This window comes from Sphingomonas sp., assembly GCF_035490575.1.
GTDB lineage: Bacteria > Pseudomonadota > Alphaproteobacteria > Sphingomonadales > Sphingomonadaceae > Sphingomonas.
In genome coordinates this window covers 1-17,068 of sequence record NZ_DATJLI010000020.1, presented here as the reverse complement: position 1 = coordinate 17,068, position 17,068 = coordinate 1, and the positions used below count along the sequence as shown (strand labels likewise).

The window sequence follows — 17,068 nt, the reverse complement described above, 5'->3', positions numbered from 1 at the left end:
CTCCCACCCCGACCGCGCCGCCCGCCGCTGCCAGCCGGGTCAAGCTGGAAACCGACGACTACAGCTTTGCCTATGCCTATCCCGGCCAGGCCGCCGCGATCCCGGCGCTCGCCAGTGCGCTCGATGCCGAGCGTGAGGAAGCGCTGACCGCATTGAAACGCGAAACGCGCGAATGGCGGCGCGAAACCGAGAAGCAGGGCTTTCCCTATCGCCCCTATGACGACAGCGTGGAGTGGAGGGTCGTGACCGACACCCCGCGCCTGCTCAGCCTGTCGGCAGAAACCTATGCCTATACCGGCGGCGCGCATGGCAGCCCCGGCTTCGACGCACTGGTGTGGGACAAGGCAGCGGGCAAGCGAATGGCCCCGACCGAGATGTTCACGTCCGCCGACGCGATCCAGTCGGCGATGGGCGATGCCTTTTGCCAGCGGCTGGACCGCGCGCGACAGGGACGACGCGGCGCGCCCGTCAAACGATCGGACGACCCGTTCAACGATTGCCCCGAAGTGGCGGAGACGACACTGATCCTGGGGTCGACCGACAGCCAGCGGATCGACCGCATCGGCCTGCTCGTCGGACCCTATGTCGCGGGACCCTATGCTGAGGGGACTTATGACCTGACGCTGCCGGTCACGCCCGCGATCCTGGCGGCGGTGCGGCCCGAATGGCGCGAGGCATTCGCCGCGCGCTGAACCGGCGTCAGCGCGGCAGGCGCGTGACCAGCGCGCTGGTATCCAGCCGCCCGCCGCCCGCCTTTTGCACCTCGGCATAGAATTGATCGACCAGCGCGGTCATCGGCAGCGTCGCGCCGTTGCGCTTGGCCTCCTCCAGCGTCAGGCCCAGATCCTTTCGCATCCAGTCGATCGCAAAGCCGAAGTCGAATTCGTCCCTGGCCATGGTCGGCCAGCGATTGACCATCTGCCAGCTTTGCGCCGCGCCGCCGGAAATCGCCTCCAGCACCTTGTCGAGGTCGAGGTCGGATGCCTGGGCAAAGCGCAGCGCCTCTGCCACGCCCTGCAACACGCCGGCGATGCAGATCTGGTTGACCATCTTGGTGGTCTGGCCCGCGCCCGCCGCACCGACATGGACGATGCGCGCGGCATAGGCGTTCATCAACGGACGCGCCGCCGCGACCGCTTCGTCGCTGCCGCCGCACATCACCGACAGCGCGCCCTTCTCGGCCCCGGCCTGTCCGCCCGACACCGGCGCGTCGACCACCAGCGCGCGCGCATCCGCCAGTTCGCGCGCGATCGCCGCCGATACCGTGGTGTGGTCGATGAACACCGCCCTCGCGCCCATCGCGGCGAAACAGCCCTTTTCGCCCAATGTCACTTCGCGCAGATCATCGTCATTGCCGACGCACGCAATGACCGCATCCGCACCCTGTGCTGCGTGGGCCGGGCTATCGGCGATGTGGCCGCCATGCTGGCTTGCCCATGCCTCCGCCTTGGCGCGGGTACGGTTATAGCCGATGACGTCGTGCCCCGCCGCGATCAGATGCCGCGCCATCGGCGCGCCCATCACGCCCAGTCCCAGATATGCGATCCTAGCCATGACCCCGATCCATATGGCCTGTCACCCGAATCGCAACCCGGTTTCCCGACCCGCGACGATCGGCTAGGGCGACGGCATGTCCACGCAGTCCGCTTCGCCCGCCCCGGTTTCGACCCATGTGCCCGTCACCCTCGACGATGTGCTGGCGGCGCGCGCGCGAATCGCGGGATCGGTCGTCCGCACGCCCACTTTGGTCAGCAAGACATTGTCGGCGATGGTCGGTGCAACAGTATATCTGAAGTTCGAGAATCTTCAGTTCACGGCTGCCTATAAGGAGCGCGGCGCGCTCAACACGCTGCTGCAACTGCCGGTCGAACAGCGCGAAAAGGGCGTGATCGCCGCATCGGCGGGCAATCACGCACAAGGGCTTGCCTATCACGGCATCCGCTTGGGCATCCCCGTCACCATCGTCATGCCGCGTCCCACGCCGACGGTGAAGGTGATGCAGACCGAAGGGCATGGCGCGACCGTCATCCTGGAGGGCGAAACCTTTGACGAGGCCTATGCCCATGCCCGCGCGCTGGAGGCATCGAACGGCTATACCTTTGTCCACCCGTTCGACGATCCGCGCATCGTCGCCGGACAGGGCACGATGGCATTGGAAATGCTGGAGGATGCACCGGGGCTGGACACCTTTGTCGTGCCGATCGGCGGCGGCGGGCTGATCTCCGGCATCGCCAGCGTGGCCAAGGCGCAACCGCGCCCGATCGAGGTGATCGGCGTGCAGGCCGAGCTTTATCCGTCGATGTATAATCGGATGCGAGGTTCCGACCTGCCGATCGGCGGCGACACCCTGGCGGAGGGGATCGCGGTCAAGGAGCCTGGCGGCCTGACCGCCCGGATCGTGCGCGCGCTGGTCGACGACATCGTGCTGGTCAGCGAACGCAATCTGGAGGAATCGGTCAGCCTGCTGCTCCAGATTGAAAAGACTGTGGTCGAGGGCGCGGGCGCGGCGGGGCTGGCGGCGCTGCTGGCACATCGCGAACGCTTTGCCGGGCGGCACATCGGCATCGTGCTGTGCGGCGGCAATATCGACACCCGGCTGCTGGCCAATGTCCTGCTGCGAAACCTTGCCCGCTCGGGCCGTCTCGCGCGGCTTCGCATCCGGTTGCAGGACCGCCCCGGCGCGCTGTTTCAGGTGTCGCGCATCTTCGATCAGGTCGGGGTCAACATTCTGGAACTCTATCACCAGCGCATCTTCACGACGCTGCCGGTCAAGGGGCTGACGCTGGACGTTGAATGCGAAACGCGCGACCGCGCGCACCTGGACCGGCTGATCGGCGCGCTGCGCGATTCGCATTATGAAGTGAGCCTGGTCGAGTTGGCCTGACCGGCGCCGATACGAAAAATCGTCCGGCCCCCGCGCGGGGCGGGATGGGGCGGCGCTGGTAAACCAGCTTTTCATCGTTTTGCGGCACAGCCATATTATCCGGGCGCCGCCTGTCGCCGCGCGTCATGAAGGACCCGATCAAGCGTGACTGCGCCGTTCCGTTTTCCGCGCTTTTTCGTGACCAGCCCGTCGCCGTGCCCGTATCTCCCCGATCGGCAGGAGCGAAAGGTGTTCACCGAGCTGAACGGCCCCCATGCCGGCGAGCTGAACGATGCCCTTGGCCGCATCGGTTTTCGCCGCAGCCAGTCGGTCGCCTATCGCCCCAGTTGCCCGTCGTGCAACGCCTGTCAGTCGGTGCGCGTCGTCGCGGACGGCTTTGCGCCCGGCGCGACGCAGCGCAAGCTGATCCGCCGGATGGCCGATCTTGAGGTCAATGCCTGCCGCCCCTGGGCGACGGACGAGCAATATCAATTGCTGCGCCGCTATCTCGACGCGCGCCATCCCGGCGGCGGGATGGCCGGCATGGACGAACAGGATTATGCCGACATGGTCGAGCACAGCCCCGTTCGATCCTATATCGTCGAATATCGCGAACCGGAAAGCGGCGACCGCCCCGGTCGGCTGGTGGGAGCGTGCATCACCGATCAGCAGTCAGACGGCCTGTCGATGATCTACAGCTATTACGATCCCGACGAAACGGCCCGGCCCGGCCTTGGCACCTATATCATCCTCGACCACATCGCCCGCGCGCGCGCCGTGGGGCTGCCCTATGTCTATCTGGGCTATTGGGTGCGCGGGTCGGCACGGATGGCGTATAAGGCGCGCTTCAGGCCGGTCGAGGTCCTGAGCGCCGGGGGCTGGCAATTGCTGGACGAGACGACGGCGCCCGCCACGATGCCGGAAAAGCTCGCCGCCCCGGCCTGATCCCCGGCCGGTCGCCTATAACAACCCCAGTTCCCGGAAACTCGCCACGCCGCTGCGCGTCAGGATCAGATGGTCGATCAGCTTGAGGTCGAGCACCGACAGCGCGCGTGCGAACCGCCGCGTCACTTCGATATCGGCGGTGCTCGGTCTGGGATCGTTCGACGGGTGATTATGCGCCATCAACAGCCCCGCCGCATCGAGCGACAGCGCCTCCCGCGCGACGGTGCGGATCGGCAGGGTGATCGCCGCGACCGAACCGGCGGGCGTATGGCGCAGCGCGATGACGCGGTGCGACCGGTCGAGATAGGCAAATGCCGCGACCTCGTGGCTCAGCGCCGCGATTGGCGCAAAGATCGCGCGCGCTTCCGACAAGTCCCTGACCGTCTCGACAACCCTGCCCATCCGCCGAATATTGCACGCAAAATCGGTATTGCCTCGACAAGCAGGTCCATTGCGGAGTTTTCCATGACCCCTAGGTTTCGGGACCGATCGCGACTAGCGATGCGACAACCCACTGACGGCAATCCGCGCCCGGCGCGCGGCGGAGCATGACGATGCGGAATCCAGAGTTTCAGTATCTCGACCTGATCGACCATGTGCTGGCGCATGGCGACCAGCGCATCGACCGGACGGGCGTGGGCACGCGGTCACTGTTCGGCGCGATGCTGCGCTTCGACCTGTCGGGCGGGCAGGTGCCGATCCTGACGACCAAGCGCGTTTACTGGAAAACGGCGGTGCGCGAGATGCTGTGGTTCCTGACCGGGGGCACCAATATCCAGCCGCTGCTGCGCGACAATGTGCGGATCTGGACCGACTGGCCGCTGGCCGCCTATCGCCGCGAAACCGGAGAAGCGATCGAACAGGCCGCGTTCGAGCAGCGCATTGTCGAGGACGATGCCTTTGCCGCGCGCTGGGGCGAGCTTGGCCCGGTTTACGGCAGGCAATGGCGCCGCTGGCTGGGTGCCGACGGGCGCGAACATGACCAGATCGCCACGCTGGTCGACACGCTTCGGACCAACCCGGCCAGCCGCCGGATGCTGTTCCACGGCTGGAATGTCGGCGAACTGGACACGATGGCGCTGCCGCCGTGCCACATGGTCTATCAATATCATGTCACGTTGGACGGGCGGCTGAACTGCCTGTTGTTTCAGCGCTCGGTCGACCTGTTGCTGGGTGCGCCGTTCAACTTCGTCGGCGCGACCGCGCTGCAACTGATGCTGGCGCAGCAGGCGGGGCTGACGCCGGGCGAGCTGATCTGGGTGGCGGGCGACGCGCACCTGTATCTCAATCATCTGGACCAGGCGCGCGAGCAATTGTCGCGGACGCCGCGGGCATGGCCGACAATGCGGCTCACGCGCCATGCCGCCAGCATCGACGATTACAAAATCGAGGATTTCGCGGTCGACGGCTATGATCCGCATCCACCGATCAAGGGGGATGTCGCGGTCTGACCCACCCTTGATCCTTGCAAAGCGCACGCCATCTGCTTGAGGGTCGATCAAGGAGCCTGACATGGGCCAGCGCCCCCCGCATGTGAAGCCGCCCGCCTATCTCTCCAAAAGCCCGCCGGTGCCCAAACCCGAAGCGGTCAAGGAACGGGGCGACGATCCGCTGGGTCGCGATCCCGTCCGCTACGGCGACTGGGAGCTTAAGGGGATCGCCGTCGATTTCTGACGTCGATCAGGCCTCTGGGCGCAGCGGCCGGGCCAGCAGCCGCTCGACAACGGCATCGACATCGGCCCCCTCCAGCAGCGCGCAGACCGCTTCGGTCACGGGCATTTCCACACCGCGCAGCCGCGCATCTTCGCGCAGCACCGGCGCGGTAAAGGCACCTTCCGCCACGGTGCGCCGGTCGCTCATCATCGCGGCTGCCGACCGCCCCTGACCGATGCCGACGCCGAGCGAGAAATTGCGGCTGCTGGTCGATGAACAGGTCAGCACCAGGTCGCCCAGACCCGACAGGCCCGCCAGCGTTTCCGGCCGCGCGCCGCGCGCGACGCCATATCGGGTCATCTCGGCAAAGCCGCGCGCGATCAGCGCCGCGCGCGCATTCTGGCCCAGCCCCGCGCCGTCGACCACGCCGCACGCGATCGCCAGCACATTCTTGACCGCGCCGCCGATCTCGGCACCGACCACATCGTCGCTGGCATAGGGCCGCAGCGCCGGGGTCGCCAGCCGTTCGGACAAGGCCTCCCGCAGCACCGCATCGGCGCAGGCAAGCGTGACGGCGGTGGGCAGTCCGGCGGCGACTTCATGGGCGAATGTCGGCCCCGACAGCACCGCCAGCGGCGCCTGTGGCTGGGCATCGGCGGCGATTTCGCTGACCAGCCGCCGCGTCCGCACCTCGATCCCCTTGGCGCACAGCACCAGCGGGCGCGTGCCGACGGTGATGCCCGACAAAACGGTGCCGACATGCTGGGCGGGCACCACCACAAGCAGCGCATCGGCCTGTTCCAGATCGCTCAGGTCGCCGGTCGCCCGCACGGCCGTCGACAGCCGCACCTTGGGCAGGAAGACGGCATTGACGTGATCGGCGTTGATGCTGTCGATCACGTCGGCCTCGCGCGCCCACAGGATCACATCCTCCCCGCCCGACGCCGCCGCCTGTGCCAGCGCGGTGCCCCACGCGCCCGCGCCGATGACCCCGATCCGCATCATGCCTTTACCCCCGCCCCACGCACCGGCGCCGCATCGGGATCGAGCGGCCAGCGCGCGCGCGCCGGGGCGTCGAGCGGATCGGTCAGCCCGGCGGCGAAGCGTTCGACGCCTGCCCATGCGATCATCGCGGCATTGTCGGTGCACAGCCACAGCGGCGGCGCGACGAAGCGCAGGTCATGGCCGTGCGCCAGCGACTGGAGCGCGTCGCGCACACCCGTGTTGGCGGCGACACCGCCCGCCACCACCAGTGCCGTCGCGCCGGTTGTGCGCGACAAAGCCAGCCGGGTGCGGTCAATCAGGCAATCGACCACCGCCTTGCTGAACGATGCGGCAATATCCTCGACCCGGTAATTGCCCGACTGCGCGGCGCGCGCGACGGCGCTTTTCAGGCCCGCGAAGGAAAAATGCGGCTCGCCCGACCCGACCAGCGGGCGCGGCAGCGGCACCGCCGCTGGATCCCCCGACGCTGCGGCACGCTCGACCGCCGGGCCGCCGGGAAACCCCAGGCCGAGCAGCTTGGCCGTCTTGTCGAACGCTTCGCCCGCGGCATCGTCGATCGTCGTGGCCAGCCGCACATGGTCGCCCACGCCGCGCACCAGCAGCAACTGGCAATGCCCGCCCGACACCAGCAGCAACAGATAGGGAAAGGCAAGATCGGGTTCGCACAATCGCGGGCTGAGCGCATGGCCCTCCAGATGATTGACCGCGATCAGCGGCTTGCCCGCCGCATGCGCCAGCGCCTTGCCCGTCACCAGCCCCACCATCACCCCGCCGATCAGCCCCGGCCCGGCGGTCGCCGCGACCGCATCGACATCGGCCAGCGTCACGCCCGCTTCCTCGAACGCAGCCGAAATCAGCGGCGCCAGCACATCGGCATGGGCGCGCGCGGCGATTTCGGGGACCACCCCGCCATAGGGGGCATGTGCCGCTTCCTGACCCGCCAGCTTGTGAGACAGCACGCGGCGGTCGCTGGTGACAAGCGCGGCGGCGGTTTCATCGCAGCTCGATTCGAGGCCAAGGATCAGCGCCATCGCTTCCATCTAGCCGTGCGCCGGGCTAGCACAAGGCCATGTCCCAACCCTTTCGCATCGGTACGCGCGGTTCCCCGCTGGCGCTGACCCAGGCCAATCTGGTGCGCGGCCTGCTGGCCGCCGCGCATGACCGCGATCCGCTCGACTTCGAAATCATCCCCATCCGCACCACTGGCGACCGGGTGCAGGACCGCCCGCTCGCCGAAATCGGCGGCAAGGCGCTTTGGACCAAGGAACTCGACCGCGCGCTGCTGGATGGCGAAATCGACTGCGCCGTCCATTCGATGAAGGATGTGGAGACGATCCGCCCCGCCGCCATCACCGTCGCCGCGATGCTGGCGCGCGCCGATGTGCGCGACCGGCTGGTGGGGGCGGCGTCGATCGACGAATTGCCCGAAGGGGGCGTCATCGGCACATCTTCCCCCCGTCGCGCCGCGCAATTGCGGAAACTGCGCCCCGACCTGTCGATCATTTCCTTTCGCGGCAATGTCGACACGCGGCTGGCCAAGCTGGGTTCGGGGGAAGCCGACGCCACGCTGCTGGCCGCCGCCGGGCTGGAACGGCTGGGCCGCCACGATGTCGGCACGCCGATTCCGCTGGAAATGATGCTGCCCGCCCCGTCGCAGGGCGCGATCGGGATCGAGGTGCGCGCCGGGGATAACGCTGCCCGCGCGCTGGTCGGCGCGGTCGATCATCCCGAAACCAGCCGCTGCGTGTGGGCAGAGCGCGCGCTGCTCGCCGCGCTCGACGCCGATTGTCATTCGCCCGTCGCCGCCCATGCGCGCATCGTGGAGGGGCGGCTGGTGCTGGACGCCGAATTGCTGAGCGAGGACGGTGGCGAGCATGTCAACGGCTCGATCACCGGCGATGACGGCGCGGCGATGGCGATCGCGCTGGCCGACGACCTGATCGCCCGCGCCCCCACCGCCGTCTGTGCGCGGTTCGGCCGTTGCCCGCCCGCCTGATCGTCCTGCGCCCCGAACCCGGCAATGCCGCGACGCTCGCGCGCATTGCAGCGGCGGGAGGAGACGGCGTGGCGATGCCCTTGTTCGCAGTGCGGCCGCTCGACTGGGCAGTTCCCGATCCGGCGGCGTTCGATGCGCTGTTGCTCACCAGCGCCAATGCCGTTCGCCATGCCGGACCGGGGCTGGCGCGCCTGTCCGCGCTGCCCGTCGTCGCGGTTGGGGGCGCGACGGCGAATGCGGCACGCGCAGCGGGCCTGTTGGTGGTGGCCACCGGCAGCGGCGATGCCCAAGCCGCCGCGACGCTGCTGCGCGAACGCGGTTGTCAGCATCCGCTGCATCTGGCCGGCCGCGAACATCGCCCGGTGGCGGGCGTCACGCCCATCACCGTCTATGCCAGCGAGCCGGTCGCTCCCGAAGGCGTCGAACGACTGACCGATGCCGTCGCTTTGATCCATTCGCCGCGCGCCGGCGCGCGGCTGGCGGCGTGCGTCGATGCCGCCGGACTGCCGCGCGCGCGCACCGCCGTCGCCGCGATCAGCCCGGCGGCGCTGGCGGCGGCGGGTGGCGGCTGGCGGCGTGCGATTACCATCGACCGGCCCAACGACGACGCGCTCGTGCGCGCCGCGCTTTCGATTGACCCCGGCGATGGCGGCGGGGATAAGGCCGCATGATCGGTGACGAAGTGTCGTTCGAAGCGCGTCCGCCGCGACGCCGGCGGGGCGTGGCCTGGGCGCTGGCGCTGCTGGTCGCGCTGGTGCTGGGGATCGTCGTCGCTTTGTGGTGGCTGGGTCCGGCATGGCAACGCTGGCGCGAGAGCGACACGAAGGTCGCGGCCACGTCCGCGCCCCTCGCCGCCAGCCGCCCCGTCGCGTCCGAACCGGGTGCCGACCTCACCTCGCTCTACGCACGCGAAATCACGCTCGCGGCCCGCCTGGAAGTGCTCGAAAACCGGCTTCAGGCGATCGAGGGCGATTCGCGCGCGGCATCGAGCTATGCGACGCGGGCTGAGGGCGTGCTGGTTGCCTTTGCCGCACGCCGCGCCCTCGATCGTGGCCTGCCGCTCGGCTATGTCGATCGCCAGTTGCGTGAACGGTTCGGCGCGATCCGCCCCAATGCCGTCGCCGCCGTCACCACCGCGGCAGCCACGCCGGTGACGCTGGAGGACCTGCGCCTCGGCCTCGATTCGATGGCGCCCACGCTGATGAGCGGCGCGCGCGACGGCTGGTGGCCCGCGTTCCGGCGCGAACTGTCGGGGCTGGTCGTGCTGCGCGAGGAAACCACGCCCAGCGCGCGCCCCGCCGACCGGCTGGCGCGCGCCCGCCGCCTGATCGACGCGGGCCAGCTGGAAGCCGCCATGGCCGAGGTATCGCGGATGCCCGGCGCATCGGGCGCGTCGAGCTGGATCGAGGCGGCGCGCCGCTATATCCGCGCCCGCCGCGCGCTCGACGTGATCGAGGCCACGGCGCTGTCGCTGCCCGATCCGCCCGCGCCACAGCCGACCCCGACCGAGGCCGCGCCGCCCGCGCGCTGAGCCGCCTTATCCGGCACAGGCCGCGCCCGCCGCATCCATCGCGGTCGCCGCGCCCGACAGGCGATACACATCGGCAAAGGGCCGGCGGTTGGCGCCCATGGTCTCCACGCTCAGGCTGCGTCCGCCGCGCATCGCCGCAATGATCGCGCGGTCGGTGGCCACATCCGGCGCCCAGGCGTCGCGCGGCCCGGCCTTCAACCGGAACCGCCGACTGCCGATGGTCAGGGTTACGCGCGCGGCTTCGGCGCGCGGACGGCTCAGCCGGACATGCAGTTGCGCGCCCGCGCCTGACCAATGGGTGACGCTGACGAACGCCGCGCGGCGCGCCTGCACCGGAGCCGCCATCGCGAAGCAGCGCCGGGGCGACCGCGCCTGAAATGCACCCCAGTCGCCGTGAATGCCGATCGGCTCTCGCACCTGCGTCATCATCAGGCCGATCGCCAGCAGCGTCAGCATCGTAGTGCGTCCCCGCCGCTAATCCCGGTCATCCGCCTTTCAATCCCCTGTTGCGTAAATACAACGAAATTCGTTGTTTATCTGAGGTTCATGCAACATTGCCGCAGCGCACCCATTTGAGCGCTCCGCCCGGCACGCCGGGTGTGTTCACGTAAGGAGTTTTATATGCGTTACGCAATCGCCGCCGCGCTGGTCGCCTCGACCGCCTTCGCCGCCCCCGCCTTCGCGCAGACCGTCGACCCGACCTTCACCGGTCCGCGCATCGCCGTGCTGGGCGGCTATGACGGCATCAGGCCCGGCAGCAGCGAGGATATCGACGGCGTCGACCAGACCGTCGACGGTTTCCTTTACGGTGTCGAAGCCGGCTATGACTTCGGCTTTGGCGGCGCCGTGGTCGGTGTCGAGGCCGAACTGACCGACTCGACGGGCGAGGTGGAGACCAACCGCGTCAATCCCAACACCTTCGGCTTTGGCGAAGTATCGACCGGCCGCGACATCTATGTCGGCGCGCGCGTCGGCGCACAGGTGACGCCGGGCACGCTGCTCTATGCCAAGGGCGGCTACACCAATGCGCGCCTCAACCTGCTGGGCGGCGACGGCACCACCATCCGCGACGAGAATTACGAGCTGGACGGCTGGCGTCTTGGCGCCGGCGTCGAACGCGCGATCGGCACCAACGCCTTCGCCAAGGTCGAATATCGCTACTCGAACTACGAGTCGGCCAATTTCGAGTTCGCCGATGGCGGCACCACGCCGAACTTCGACGTTGACACCGACCGTCATCAGGTCGTCGCAGGCCTTGGCTGGCGCTTCTGATACCGTGGCGGGGCGACTGCTTCATTAGCGAGCGGTTAACCCTCGCCACCTAGTCGATCGAAGGGCCGGAGCTTCTTGCTCCGGCCCTTTTTCGCGCTAGAGATAGTGGGCTGAGGCATGGCGTGCCGTCGGCCGCGCTCCGGCGCGGAGGAAGTGGACTTCACGGTTGGGCGACGGCCCGGGGGATTGAGATGAAGGCGACGATTGAACGCGCGACTCTGTTGAGGGCGCTCAGCCATGTCCAGTCGGTGGTTGAGCGGCGCAATACCATCCCCATCCTGTCGAACGTGCTGATCGACGCGCAGGCGTCCGGCTCGATCCGGCTGATGGCCACCGACCTCGATCTCCAGATCGACGAAACCGTCGCCGCCGCCGTCGATCAGGCGGGTGCGACCACGGTGTCGGCGCACACGCTGTTCGACATCGCCCGCAAACTGCCCGAAGGCGCGCAGGTCGAGCTGAGCGCGGCGGAGGGCCGGCTGACCATCGTGGCGGGCCGCGCGCGCTTTCAGCTCGCCACATTGCCGCGCGACGATTTCCCCGTCATCGCCGAGGGCGAGTTGCCGACCCAGTTCGAGTTGCCGGCCGAAGCGTTGAAGGCGATCATCGACAAGACGCGCTTCGCCATCTCCACCGAAGAGACACGTTATTATCTGAACGGCATCTTCCTGCACGTTGCCGATGAAGGCGGTCCGGGCGGCGCGCATGCGGTGCTCAAGGCCGCCGCGACCGACGGCCACCGGCTGGCGCGCGTCACCATCGCCCGGCCCGACGGTGCGGAGGCGATGCCCGACGTGATCGTGCCGCGCAAATGCGTGACCGAGCTTCGCAAGCTGCTCGACGAAGTTGACGCATCGGTCGGCGTGTCGCTCAGCGCATCGAAGATCCGGTTCGACCTGGGCCAGGCGATCCTGACCTCGAAACTGATCGACGGCACCTTCCCCGATTATTCGCGCGTCATCCCGACCGCCAACGACAAGCTGCTCAAGCTCGATCCCAAGAGTTTCATGGACGGCGTCGACCGCGTGTCGACCATCGCCACCGAAAAGACCCGCGCGGTCAAGATGGCGGTCGATCGTGACAAGGTGACCTTATCGGTCAGCAGCCCCGAAAACGGCACTGCGGCCGAAGAAGTGCCCGGCGAATACGCGTCGATCGCATTGGAGATCGGTTTCAACAGCCGCTACCTGCTCGACATCCTTCACCAGATCGAGGGCGATACGGTCGAAGTTCACCTCGCCGACGCCTCGGCGCCGACGCTAATCCGTGAAAACGACAAAAGCCCGGCGCTCTATGTGTTGATGCCAATGCGCGTCTGACGCGACGCTGCGCTGCAAGGTGCAGCTTTTGCAGGCAATTATGGCCCAAAAGAGGGATCGGAAGGCCTTGGCGACACGTTAAAAACGCCATAATCTGTTTCAGAAATAAGACGAAATGGAGAGGGTCTCGTGTCGCATAGCTTTTCGACTCCCGGTGCAATCTCGGGCAGCCACCAGATCGAGTTCGAAGGACGGATCAGCAACCGGGCGGTTTACACCACCATCGGTCTGGCGCTGACGTCATTCTGGGTCACGGTCGCGCTGATCGTGTTCTGATATCGCATCGGCGGTTACGGGGCGGGGCAATGATGATTGTCCCGCCTCCGCCAGCAGAACGGGAACGCCCTCGACGATCGGATAAGCAATCGCGCCGTCCGGGGTAATAAGTTGGTCCCCGACCTGCCGCAACGGCGCGCGCGTTACCGGGCAGACCAGCTTTTCCAGCAGCCATGGGTCAAGCGTGGCGGTCATTGCAGGGTCGCATCATCCTGTCCGTGGCGGCCGAAAAACTGCATCAACTGGATCAGCAGTTCGGCGCGAACATCCAGCGCGGGCGCTTCCAGCAAAGCCTGCTTCGACGCGATGTCGAACGGCGCGATCTGTGCGATCCCGTTGACCAGGCTTTCGTCATCCAGCCGCGTGACCGCTTCCCAATCGACGGCATAGCCGTGGGCATCGGCAAAGCGCCGCGATTCGATTTCGATCGATGCCCGCATCCCCAATGCCAGCGTCTCCGCCTCCGGCGCTGGCAGCAACGTCGCGTCGACCTGACGGAACGACGTGGTCACGACCAGTTCACGGTCGACGCGGAACAGCGACACCCCCTCCAGCACGATGTCATAGCGGCCATCTTCATGCGCCTCGACATCGATGATGCGCCCGACACAGCCGGTTTCGAACAGCGGCGGCGGATCGCCCTCTCCGCGCGGCTGGATCATGCCGATCCGCCGGTCGCGCGCCAGCGCATCGCCGACCAGCGCGCGGTAGCGCGGCTCGAAGATATGCAGCGGCAGGTGCATTCCCGGAAACAGGATCGCGCCCCCCAACGGAAAGATCGAGAGACGCGTCGCCGTCATCCGAACAGGATCGCCGACAAGCGGCGGCGCTGCTGCGACACCCATGGATCTTCCAGGCCGACCACTTCGAACAGCTTGAGCAGCCGCTGACGCGCCGCGCCGTCGTTCCAGTCGCGCTCGGCCTGCACGATCGCCAGCAGATGCTCGGCGGCGGCATCGCGCTCACCCGCGGCCATCAGCCCGCCAGCCAGTTCGTAGCGCAGCGCCAGGTCGTCGGGCGCCGCCTCGACGCGCGCGCGAAGCGCGGACAGGTCGTCGACCGGCGCGGCCTCCGCCGCCAGAGCGATCGCGGCATGGGCGCGCGCCACTTCGGGTGTCTTGGCCGCATCCTCGGGCAGGGCGGCGAGCACGTCCCGCGCCTCCTCGATCCGGGCCAGCGCCACCAATGCCCGTGCGCGGCCGCCCGCCACGCCGCCATGTTCGGGCGCCATCTCGGCCAGCTGGTCGAAAATCGACAGCGCGCGGGTCGCATCGCCCTCGCCCAGCGCTTCCTCGCCCATGGCGACCAGCGGCTCGATCTCGGCCTCGGCCGACTGCGCCTCGCCCTCGACCGGCAATTGGCGCAGAATCTGGTCGAGCATCGTCTTGAGCGCCGATTCGGTGCGCGCCTGTCCCAGGTCCGCCACCAATTGCCCCTGGAACATCACATAGACGGTCGGGACCGATCGCACCTGAAACTGCGCGGCGATGAACTGGTTCTTGTCGACATCCAGCTTCGCCAGCCGCACGCCCTTGTCGGCATATTCACCCGCCACCTTGTCGATGATCGGACCCAATGCCTTGCACGGGCCGCACCATTCGGCGGTGAAGTAGACGATCACCAGCGCGTGCATCGACGGTTCGACGATGTCGCGGCGAAACGCCTCGACGGCGTCCTTGTCGGCGGCGGACATTCCCAGCGTGGCCAAGCGGCACCCCTTTTGCGGTTCAAACGGACTTCGCCCCATTTGGGCCTTCCCGACCCCAAGGCCAAGCCCCTGATGTTTTTCGCAGGAAAGGGGTTGCCCGGCGCAAAACCCGATGCTAGTGGCCGCCGCCTCGACACGGCGTTCCCGTCACGGAAACCGGCCGATCGAGCGCCGAGCGGGCGTAGCTCAGGGGTAGAGCACAACCTTGCCAAGGTTGGGGTCGAGGGTTCGAATCCCTTCGCCCGCTCCAGTTTTCCTAAGAAAACTTCGATATTCGAGCGGCCTGTGGGTCGTTTTTCATGTTACGCTGAATGCATTCCATCTGGCGCGCGCCGCGGCGTAACCGGATCAATCGGCGACCGAAAGCGCGATCGTGTCGATCGGGGCGAATCCGGCGGCATTGTGCAATTGCCGAAGCCGCTCGACCTGCGCCAGCGACGCTGCGAGAATCGCAGACAGCGCCAGGCGGTCTTCGCGGTGCAGGCGCAGCACCGCTGCATCGTCCAGCGCCGCCAGCGGCGCGCCCGCGATCGTATACAGCCCGTCGATCAGATGCTCGCGCCCGCCGCGAAAGGTCAGCGTCACGCGAAGCGGACGGATCAGTCGCAGCGCGGCATATGCATCAACGGTGCTTCGCGCGACCGCGATATCCTCGACCAGCCGCGCCAGCGCCTCGCTGGCCCCGGCGACCGACGCGGCCAGTGCATCACCCTCGAAGATCGGCGTTCCGGCGCTGCCGAACGCGGCATCGTCTTCATCGATCGCCAGCCCGTCCCACCCCGCGGGGTCGATGCGAAATCCGCCCAGCATCGCGGCGCGCGGGACATAGGTCGCGACGCACGCCCCGCCCTGCCAGAACAGGTTCGCCGGCTCGACCAGCCCCATCAGGGCGATCAGATTGAAGCGGCCTGTCGCCCCGTCCTTGGCCAGGCACAACGGCATGTCGGCGGCGGCAAGCGCGATTTCCGACAAGCCGATCTGCGCCAGGCGCCTTTCCGCCGCGCCGCGAAGGAGATCGAAGCGCAAGTCGCGGTGCGCTCCGGCATCGAGAGGCCGAATGCGTGTCATACGGCTTGCAGCCCATGTTCGCGGATTGCGCCAATCAGTTCGCGGTGACGCGGCAACCGCGCCATCGCATCGGCGCGGATACGCGCGTTTCGTTGCAGCCACGGCTCGGCCCGACCCGGCGGGCGACGATCGGCCCGCATGTCGAATCGCATTCCGTGCAGCACATATTGATAACTTGGCCACGAAAAAACCTCACGGGCGTGCGGGAAGTCCTGCGCGCTCGGCGATTGCTCACGCCAGAAAGCCAGTTGTTCCCGCAGCGCGTCAGGGATCGAGGCGGCCGCCACATTGTCGCGCCAGAAATCCGAATCATCGCGTCGGGTCAGGACATAATGCAGTTTCAGGAACTCGATGATCCGTGACCAGTGATGGGTGAAGGCGTCGTTGAACTGGCGCGCAGCCAGGTCCATCGAACCCCGCGTGCGCGGCAGGCGGTCGGCGACCGCGTCGACCGACGCTTCGACCAGCATCAGCGCCGATGCTTCGAGCGGCTCGATAAAGCCTGCCGACAGGCCGATGGCGACGCAGTTCCGCACCCAGAAACGCTCGCGATGCCCGGCGTCGATATCGATGCGGCGAACCGACAGCGCGTCGGCCTGCGCGCCGACATAGGCGCGAAGCGTGCGCTCGGCCGTGTCATCGTCCTGATGTGCGCTGCTATAGACATAACCGACGCCGCGGCGTGCCCACAGGCCGATGTCCCAGATCCATCCCGCCGTCTGGGCGGTGGACAGGGTGTGGCACGCAATCGGCGCATCGGGCCGGGCATAGGGCACCTGCATCGCGATCGCCCGATCAGCGAACAGCACGTCGCCGCATCGGCGAAACGGTGTTTGATAGACCCCGCCGATCAACAACGCGGCAAAGCCCGTGCAGTCGACAAACAGGTCGCCCGCAATCACCCGTTCGTCGGACAGCACGACCGCGTCGATATCGCCGTCGGGCGCGCTGTCGACCCGCACGACCTCGCCTTCGACATGCTCGACGCCCAGCGTCCCGATGGCATAGTCGCGCAGAAAGCCGACGAACTTGCCCGCGTCCAGATGATAGGCGTAATTCGCCTGGCCCGCATATCCGGGCATCGTGATCGCCTTGGGCGCAAGGCCGGCATCGCAAAGATCGGCCTGGTAATCGACCCAATGAGCGAAATCGCGATTCCCCCACCTCTGCCGGTCGTTCAGCCAATAAGGCGCCATGTCCAGCTCGGTCGCGCCGGTCGGCGGGTTCAGCGGATGATAATAACCATCATCGCCCGTGCCGTCGGCCCACCCGACAAAGCGCGCGCCCTGTTTGAAGGTGGCGTCGCACTCGCGAATAAAATCGCCCTCGGAAATGCCGATTTTGGCCAGCGTGTTCCGCATTGTGGGCCAGGTGCCCTCGCCCACCCCGATCGGGCCGATCCGCCGTGATTCAACCAGTTGGACGGTAATGT

The 17,068-nt window shown here is 67.5% G+C and carries 21 protein-coding genes and 1 tRNA gene; 12 read left to right on the top strand and 10 right to left on the bottom strand.

Going from position 1 to position 17,068, the window contains the following annotated elements; translation table 11 throughout:
* On the top strand, positions 1-692 hold a 692-nt coding region (locus VL973_RS01435), incomplete at its 5' end, for a DUF4163 domain-containing protein (protein ID WP_325282253.1).
* A gap of 7 nt (positions 693-699) precedes the next feature.
* Here VL973_RS01435 and VL973_RS01430 read toward each other — a convergent pair.
* Entirely contained in the window at positions 700-1,554 is an 855-nt protein-coding gene (locus VL973_RS01430; RefSeq protein ID WP_325282252.1) for an NAD(P)-dependent oxidoreductase, read from the bottom strand.
* 76 nt (positions 1,555-1,630) lie between these two features.
* Here VL973_RS01430 and VL973_RS01425 point away from each other — a divergent pair, with 76 nt between their 5' ends.
* On the top strand, positions 1,631-2,884 hold the full coding sequence (locus VL973_RS01425) for a threonine ammonia-lyase (protein WP_325282251.1): 1,254 nt from the start codon (positions 1,631-1,633) through the stop codon (positions 2,882-2,884).
* Between the two features lie 144 nt (positions 2,885-3,028).
* Positions 3,029-3,808 (top strand): arginyltransferase, encoded by a 780-nt coding sequence (locus VL973_RS01420; protein ID WP_325282250.1) that lies wholly within the window; start codon positions 3,029-3,031, stop codon positions 3,806-3,808.
* 15 nt (positions 3,809-3,823) lie between these two features.
* Here the strand turns inward: VL973_RS01420 and VL973_RS01415 are convergent, their stop codons facing one another.
* A complete protein-coding gene (locus tag VL973_RS01415; protein ID WP_325282249.1) occupies positions 3,824-4,210 on the bottom strand; it encodes a JAB domain-containing protein in 387 nt (128 codons plus the stop codon).
* 152 nt (positions 4,211-4,362) lie between these two features.
* On the opposite strand from VL973_RS01415, the gene VL973_RS01410 reads away from it, so the two are divergent.
* Together VL973_RS01410 and VL973_RS01405 are read left to right on the top strand one after the other, a co-directional pair.
* A complete protein-coding gene (locus VL973_RS01410; RefSeq protein ID WP_325282248.1) occupies positions 4,363-5,259 on the top strand; it encodes a thymidylate synthase in 897 nt (298 codons plus the stop codon).
* 61 nt (positions 5,260-5,320) lie between these two features.
* On the top strand, positions 5,321-5,482 hold the full coding sequence (locus VL973_RS01405; protein WP_325282247.1) for a DUF1674 domain-containing protein: 162 nt from the start codon (positions 5,321-5,323) through the stop codon (positions 5,480-5,482).
* Positions 5,483-5,488: 6 nt separating this feature from the next.
* Here the strand turns inward: VL973_RS01405 and VL973_RS01400 are convergent, their stop codons facing one another.
* Complete coding sequence (locus VL973_RS01400; RefSeq protein WP_325282256.1) at positions 5,489-6,463, bottom strand: NAD(P)H-dependent glycerol-3-phosphate dehydrogenase; 975 nt, start codon at positions 6,461-6,463, stop codon at positions 5,489-5,491.
* Positions 6,463-7,497 (bottom strand): tRNA (adenosine(37)-N6)-threonylcarbamoyltransferase complex transferase subunit TsaD, encoded by a 1,035-nt coding sequence (gene tsaD / locus VL973_RS01395; RefSeq protein WP_325282246.1) that lies wholly within the window; start codon positions 7,495-7,497, stop codon positions 6,463-6,465. The genes VL973_RS01400 and tsaD overlap by 1 nt, the downstream gene beginning before the upstream one ends.
* Positions 7,498-7,535: 38 nt before the next feature.
* Here tsaD and hemC point away from each other — a divergent pair, with 38 nt between their 5' ends.
* From hemC to VL973_RS01380, 3 genes are read left to right on the top strand one after another with little or no spacing between them, the layout of a single operon-like run.
* A complete protein-coding gene (hemC, locus tag VL973_RS01390) occupies positions 7,536-8,462 on the top strand; it encodes a hydroxymethylbilane synthase (RefSeq protein ID WP_325282245.1) in 927 nt (308 codons plus the stop codon).
* Positions 8,447-9,133 (top strand): uroporphyrinogen-III synthase, encoded by a 687-nt coding sequence (locus tag VL973_RS01385; protein WP_325282244.1) that lies wholly within the window; start codon positions 8,447-8,449, stop codon positions 9,131-9,133. The genes hemC and VL973_RS01385 overlap by 16 nt, the downstream gene beginning before the upstream one ends.
* Complete coding sequence (locus VL973_RS01380) at positions 9,130-9,993, top strand: hypothetical protein (protein WP_325282243.1); 864 nt, start codon at positions 9,130-9,132, stop codon at positions 9,991-9,993. The genes VL973_RS01385 and VL973_RS01380 overlap by 4 nt, the downstream gene beginning before the upstream one ends.
* A gap of 6 nt (positions 9,994-9,999) precedes the next feature.
* On the opposite strand, the gene VL973_RS01375 is transcribed toward VL973_RS01380, so the two are convergent.
* Positions 10,000-10,449, bottom strand: a complete 450-nt coding sequence (locus VL973_RS01375; RefSeq protein WP_325282242.1) for a hypothetical protein — start codon at positions 10,447-10,449, stop codon at positions 10,000-10,002.
* A 165-nt stretch (positions 10,450-10,614) separates the two neighbouring features.
* Here VL973_RS01375 and VL973_RS01370 point away from each other — a divergent pair, with 165 nt between their 5' ends.
* From VL973_RS01370 to VL973_RS01360, 3 genes are all read left to right on the top strand, one after another.
* Positions 10,615-11,265 (top strand): outer membrane protein, encoded by a 651-nt coding sequence (locus VL973_RS01370; RefSeq protein WP_325282241.1) that lies wholly within the window; start codon positions 10,615-10,617, stop codon positions 11,263-11,265.
* A gap of 191 nt (positions 11,266-11,456) precedes the next feature.
* Positions 11,457-12,584, top strand: a complete 1,128-nt coding sequence (gene dnaN, locus VL973_RS01365) for a DNA polymerase III subunit beta (protein WP_325282240.1) — start codon at positions 11,457-11,459, stop codon at positions 12,582-12,584.
* A gap of 129 nt (positions 12,585-12,713) precedes the next feature.
* Complete coding sequence (locus tag VL973_RS01360) at positions 12,714-12,860, top strand: hypothetical protein (RefSeq protein ID WP_325282239.1); 147 nt, start codon at positions 12,714-12,716, stop codon at positions 12,858-12,860.
* Here the strand turns inward: VL973_RS01360 and VL973_RS01355 are convergent.
* Genes VL973_RS01355 through VL973_RS01345 form a run of 3 tightly spaced genes read right to left on the bottom strand, consistent with a single transcriptional unit; the run spans position 12,825 to position 14,553 of the window.
* Positions 12,825-13,055, bottom strand: coding sequence for a Trm112 family protein (locus VL973_RS01355; RefSeq protein ID WP_325282238.1), 231 nt, complete (start codon positions 13,053-13,055; stop codon positions 12,825-12,827). The two genes, VL973_RS01360 and VL973_RS01355, sit on opposite strands and share 36 nt — an antisense overlap.
* On the bottom strand, positions 13,052-13,660 hold the full coding sequence (locus VL973_RS01350) for an LON peptidase substrate-binding domain-containing protein (protein ID WP_325282255.1): 609 nt from the start codon (positions 13,658-13,660) through the stop codon (positions 13,052-13,054). The genes VL973_RS01355 and VL973_RS01350 overlap by 4 nt, the downstream gene beginning before the upstream one ends.
* On the bottom strand, positions 13,657-14,553 hold the full coding sequence (locus tag VL973_RS01345; RefSeq protein WP_325282254.1) for a tetratricopeptide repeat protein: 897 nt from the start codon (positions 14,551-14,553) through the stop codon (positions 13,657-13,659). The genes VL973_RS01350 and VL973_RS01345 overlap by 4 nt, the downstream gene beginning before the upstream one ends.
* A 190-nt stretch (positions 14,554-14,743) precedes the next feature.
* On the opposite strand from VL973_RS01345, the gene VL973_RS01340 reads away from it, so the two are divergent.
* Positions 14,744-14,818 (top strand) — tRNA-Gly (locus VL973_RS01340).
* 98 nt (positions 14,819-14,916) lie between these two features.
* On the opposite strand, the gene VL973_RS01335 is transcribed toward VL973_RS01340, so the two are convergent.
* Both VL973_RS01335 and VL973_RS01330 read right to left on the bottom strand, forming a co-directional pair.
* Positions 14,917-15,636 carry a SapC family protein gene (locus tag VL973_RS01335; RefSeq protein ID WP_325282237.1) on the bottom strand — a complete coding sequence of 240 codons (720 nt, stop codon included), beginning with the start codon at positions 15,634-15,636 and terminating at the stop codon, positions 14,917-14,919.
* The coding region (locus VL973_RS01330) for a tryptophan halogenase family protein (protein ID WP_325282236.1) at positions 15,633-17,068 on the bottom strand (1,436 nt) is incomplete at its 5' end. The genes VL973_RS01335 and VL973_RS01330, both read right to left, overlap by 4 nt.

Bases quoted from the DNA above. Each gene is read 5' to 3' on its own strand.
- VL973_RS01430 (WP_325282252.1), bottom strand. From the start codon at position 1,554: ATGGCTAGGATCGCATATCTGGGACTGGGCGTGATGGGCGCGCCGATG.
- VL973_RS01425 (WP_325282251.1), top strand. From the start codon at position 1,631: ATGTCCACGCAGTCCGCTTCGCCCGCCCCGGTTTCGACCCATGTGCCC.
- VL973_RS01415 (WP_325282249.1), bottom strand. From the start codon at position 4,210: ATGGGCAGGGTTGTCGAGACGGTCAGGGACTTGTCGGAAGCGCGCGCG.
- VL973_RS01410 (WP_325282248.1), top strand. From the start codon at position 4,363: ATGCGGAATCCAGAGTTTCAGTATCTCGACCTGATCGACCATGTGCTG.
- VL973_RS01405 (WP_325282247.1), top strand. From the start codon at position 5,321: ATGGGCCAGCGCCCCCCGCATGTGAAGCCGCCCGCCTATCTCTCCAAA.
- VL973_RS01400 (WP_325282256.1), bottom strand. From the start codon at position 6,463: ATGCGGATCGGGGTCATCGGCGCGGGCGCGTGGGGCACCGCGCTGGCA.
- tsaD (WP_325282246.1), bottom strand. From the start codon at position 7,497: ATGGCGCTGATCCTTGGCCTCGAATCGAGCTGCGATGAAACCGCCGCC.
- hemC (WP_325282245.1), top strand. From the start codon at position 7,536: ATGTCCCAACCCTTTCGCATCGGTACGCGCGGTTCCCCGCTGGCGCTG.
- VL973_RS01380 (WP_325282243.1), top strand. From the start codon at position 9,130: ATGATCGGTGACGAAGTGTCGTTCGAAGCGCGTCCGCCGCGACGCCGG.
- VL973_RS01375 (WP_325282242.1), bottom strand. From the start codon at position 10,449: ATGCTGACGCTGCTGGCGATCGGCCTGATGATGACGCAGGTGCGAGAG.
- VL973_RS01370 (WP_325282241.1), top strand. From the start codon at position 10,615: ATGCGTTACGCAATCGCCGCCGCGCTGGTCGCCTCGACCGCCTTCGCC.
- dnaN (WP_325282240.1), top strand. From the start codon at position 11,457: ATGAAGGCGACGATTGAACGCGCGACTCTGTTGAGGGCGCTCAGCCAT.
- VL973_RS01355 (WP_325282238.1), bottom strand. From the start codon at position 13,055: ATGACCGCCACGCTTGACCCATGGCTGCTGGAAAAGCTGGTCTGCCCG.
- VL973_RS01350 (WP_325282255.1), bottom strand. From the start codon at position 13,660: ATGACGGCGACGCGTCTCTCGATCTTTCCGTTGGGGGGCGCGATCCTG.
- VL973_RS01345 (WP_325282254.1), bottom strand. From the start codon at position 14,553: ATGTCCGCCGCCGACAAGGACGCCGTCGAGGCGTTTCGCCGCGACATC.
- VL973_RS01335 (WP_325282237.1), bottom strand. From the start codon at position 15,636: ATGACACGCATTCGGCCTCTCGATGCCGGAGCGCACCGCGACTTGCGC.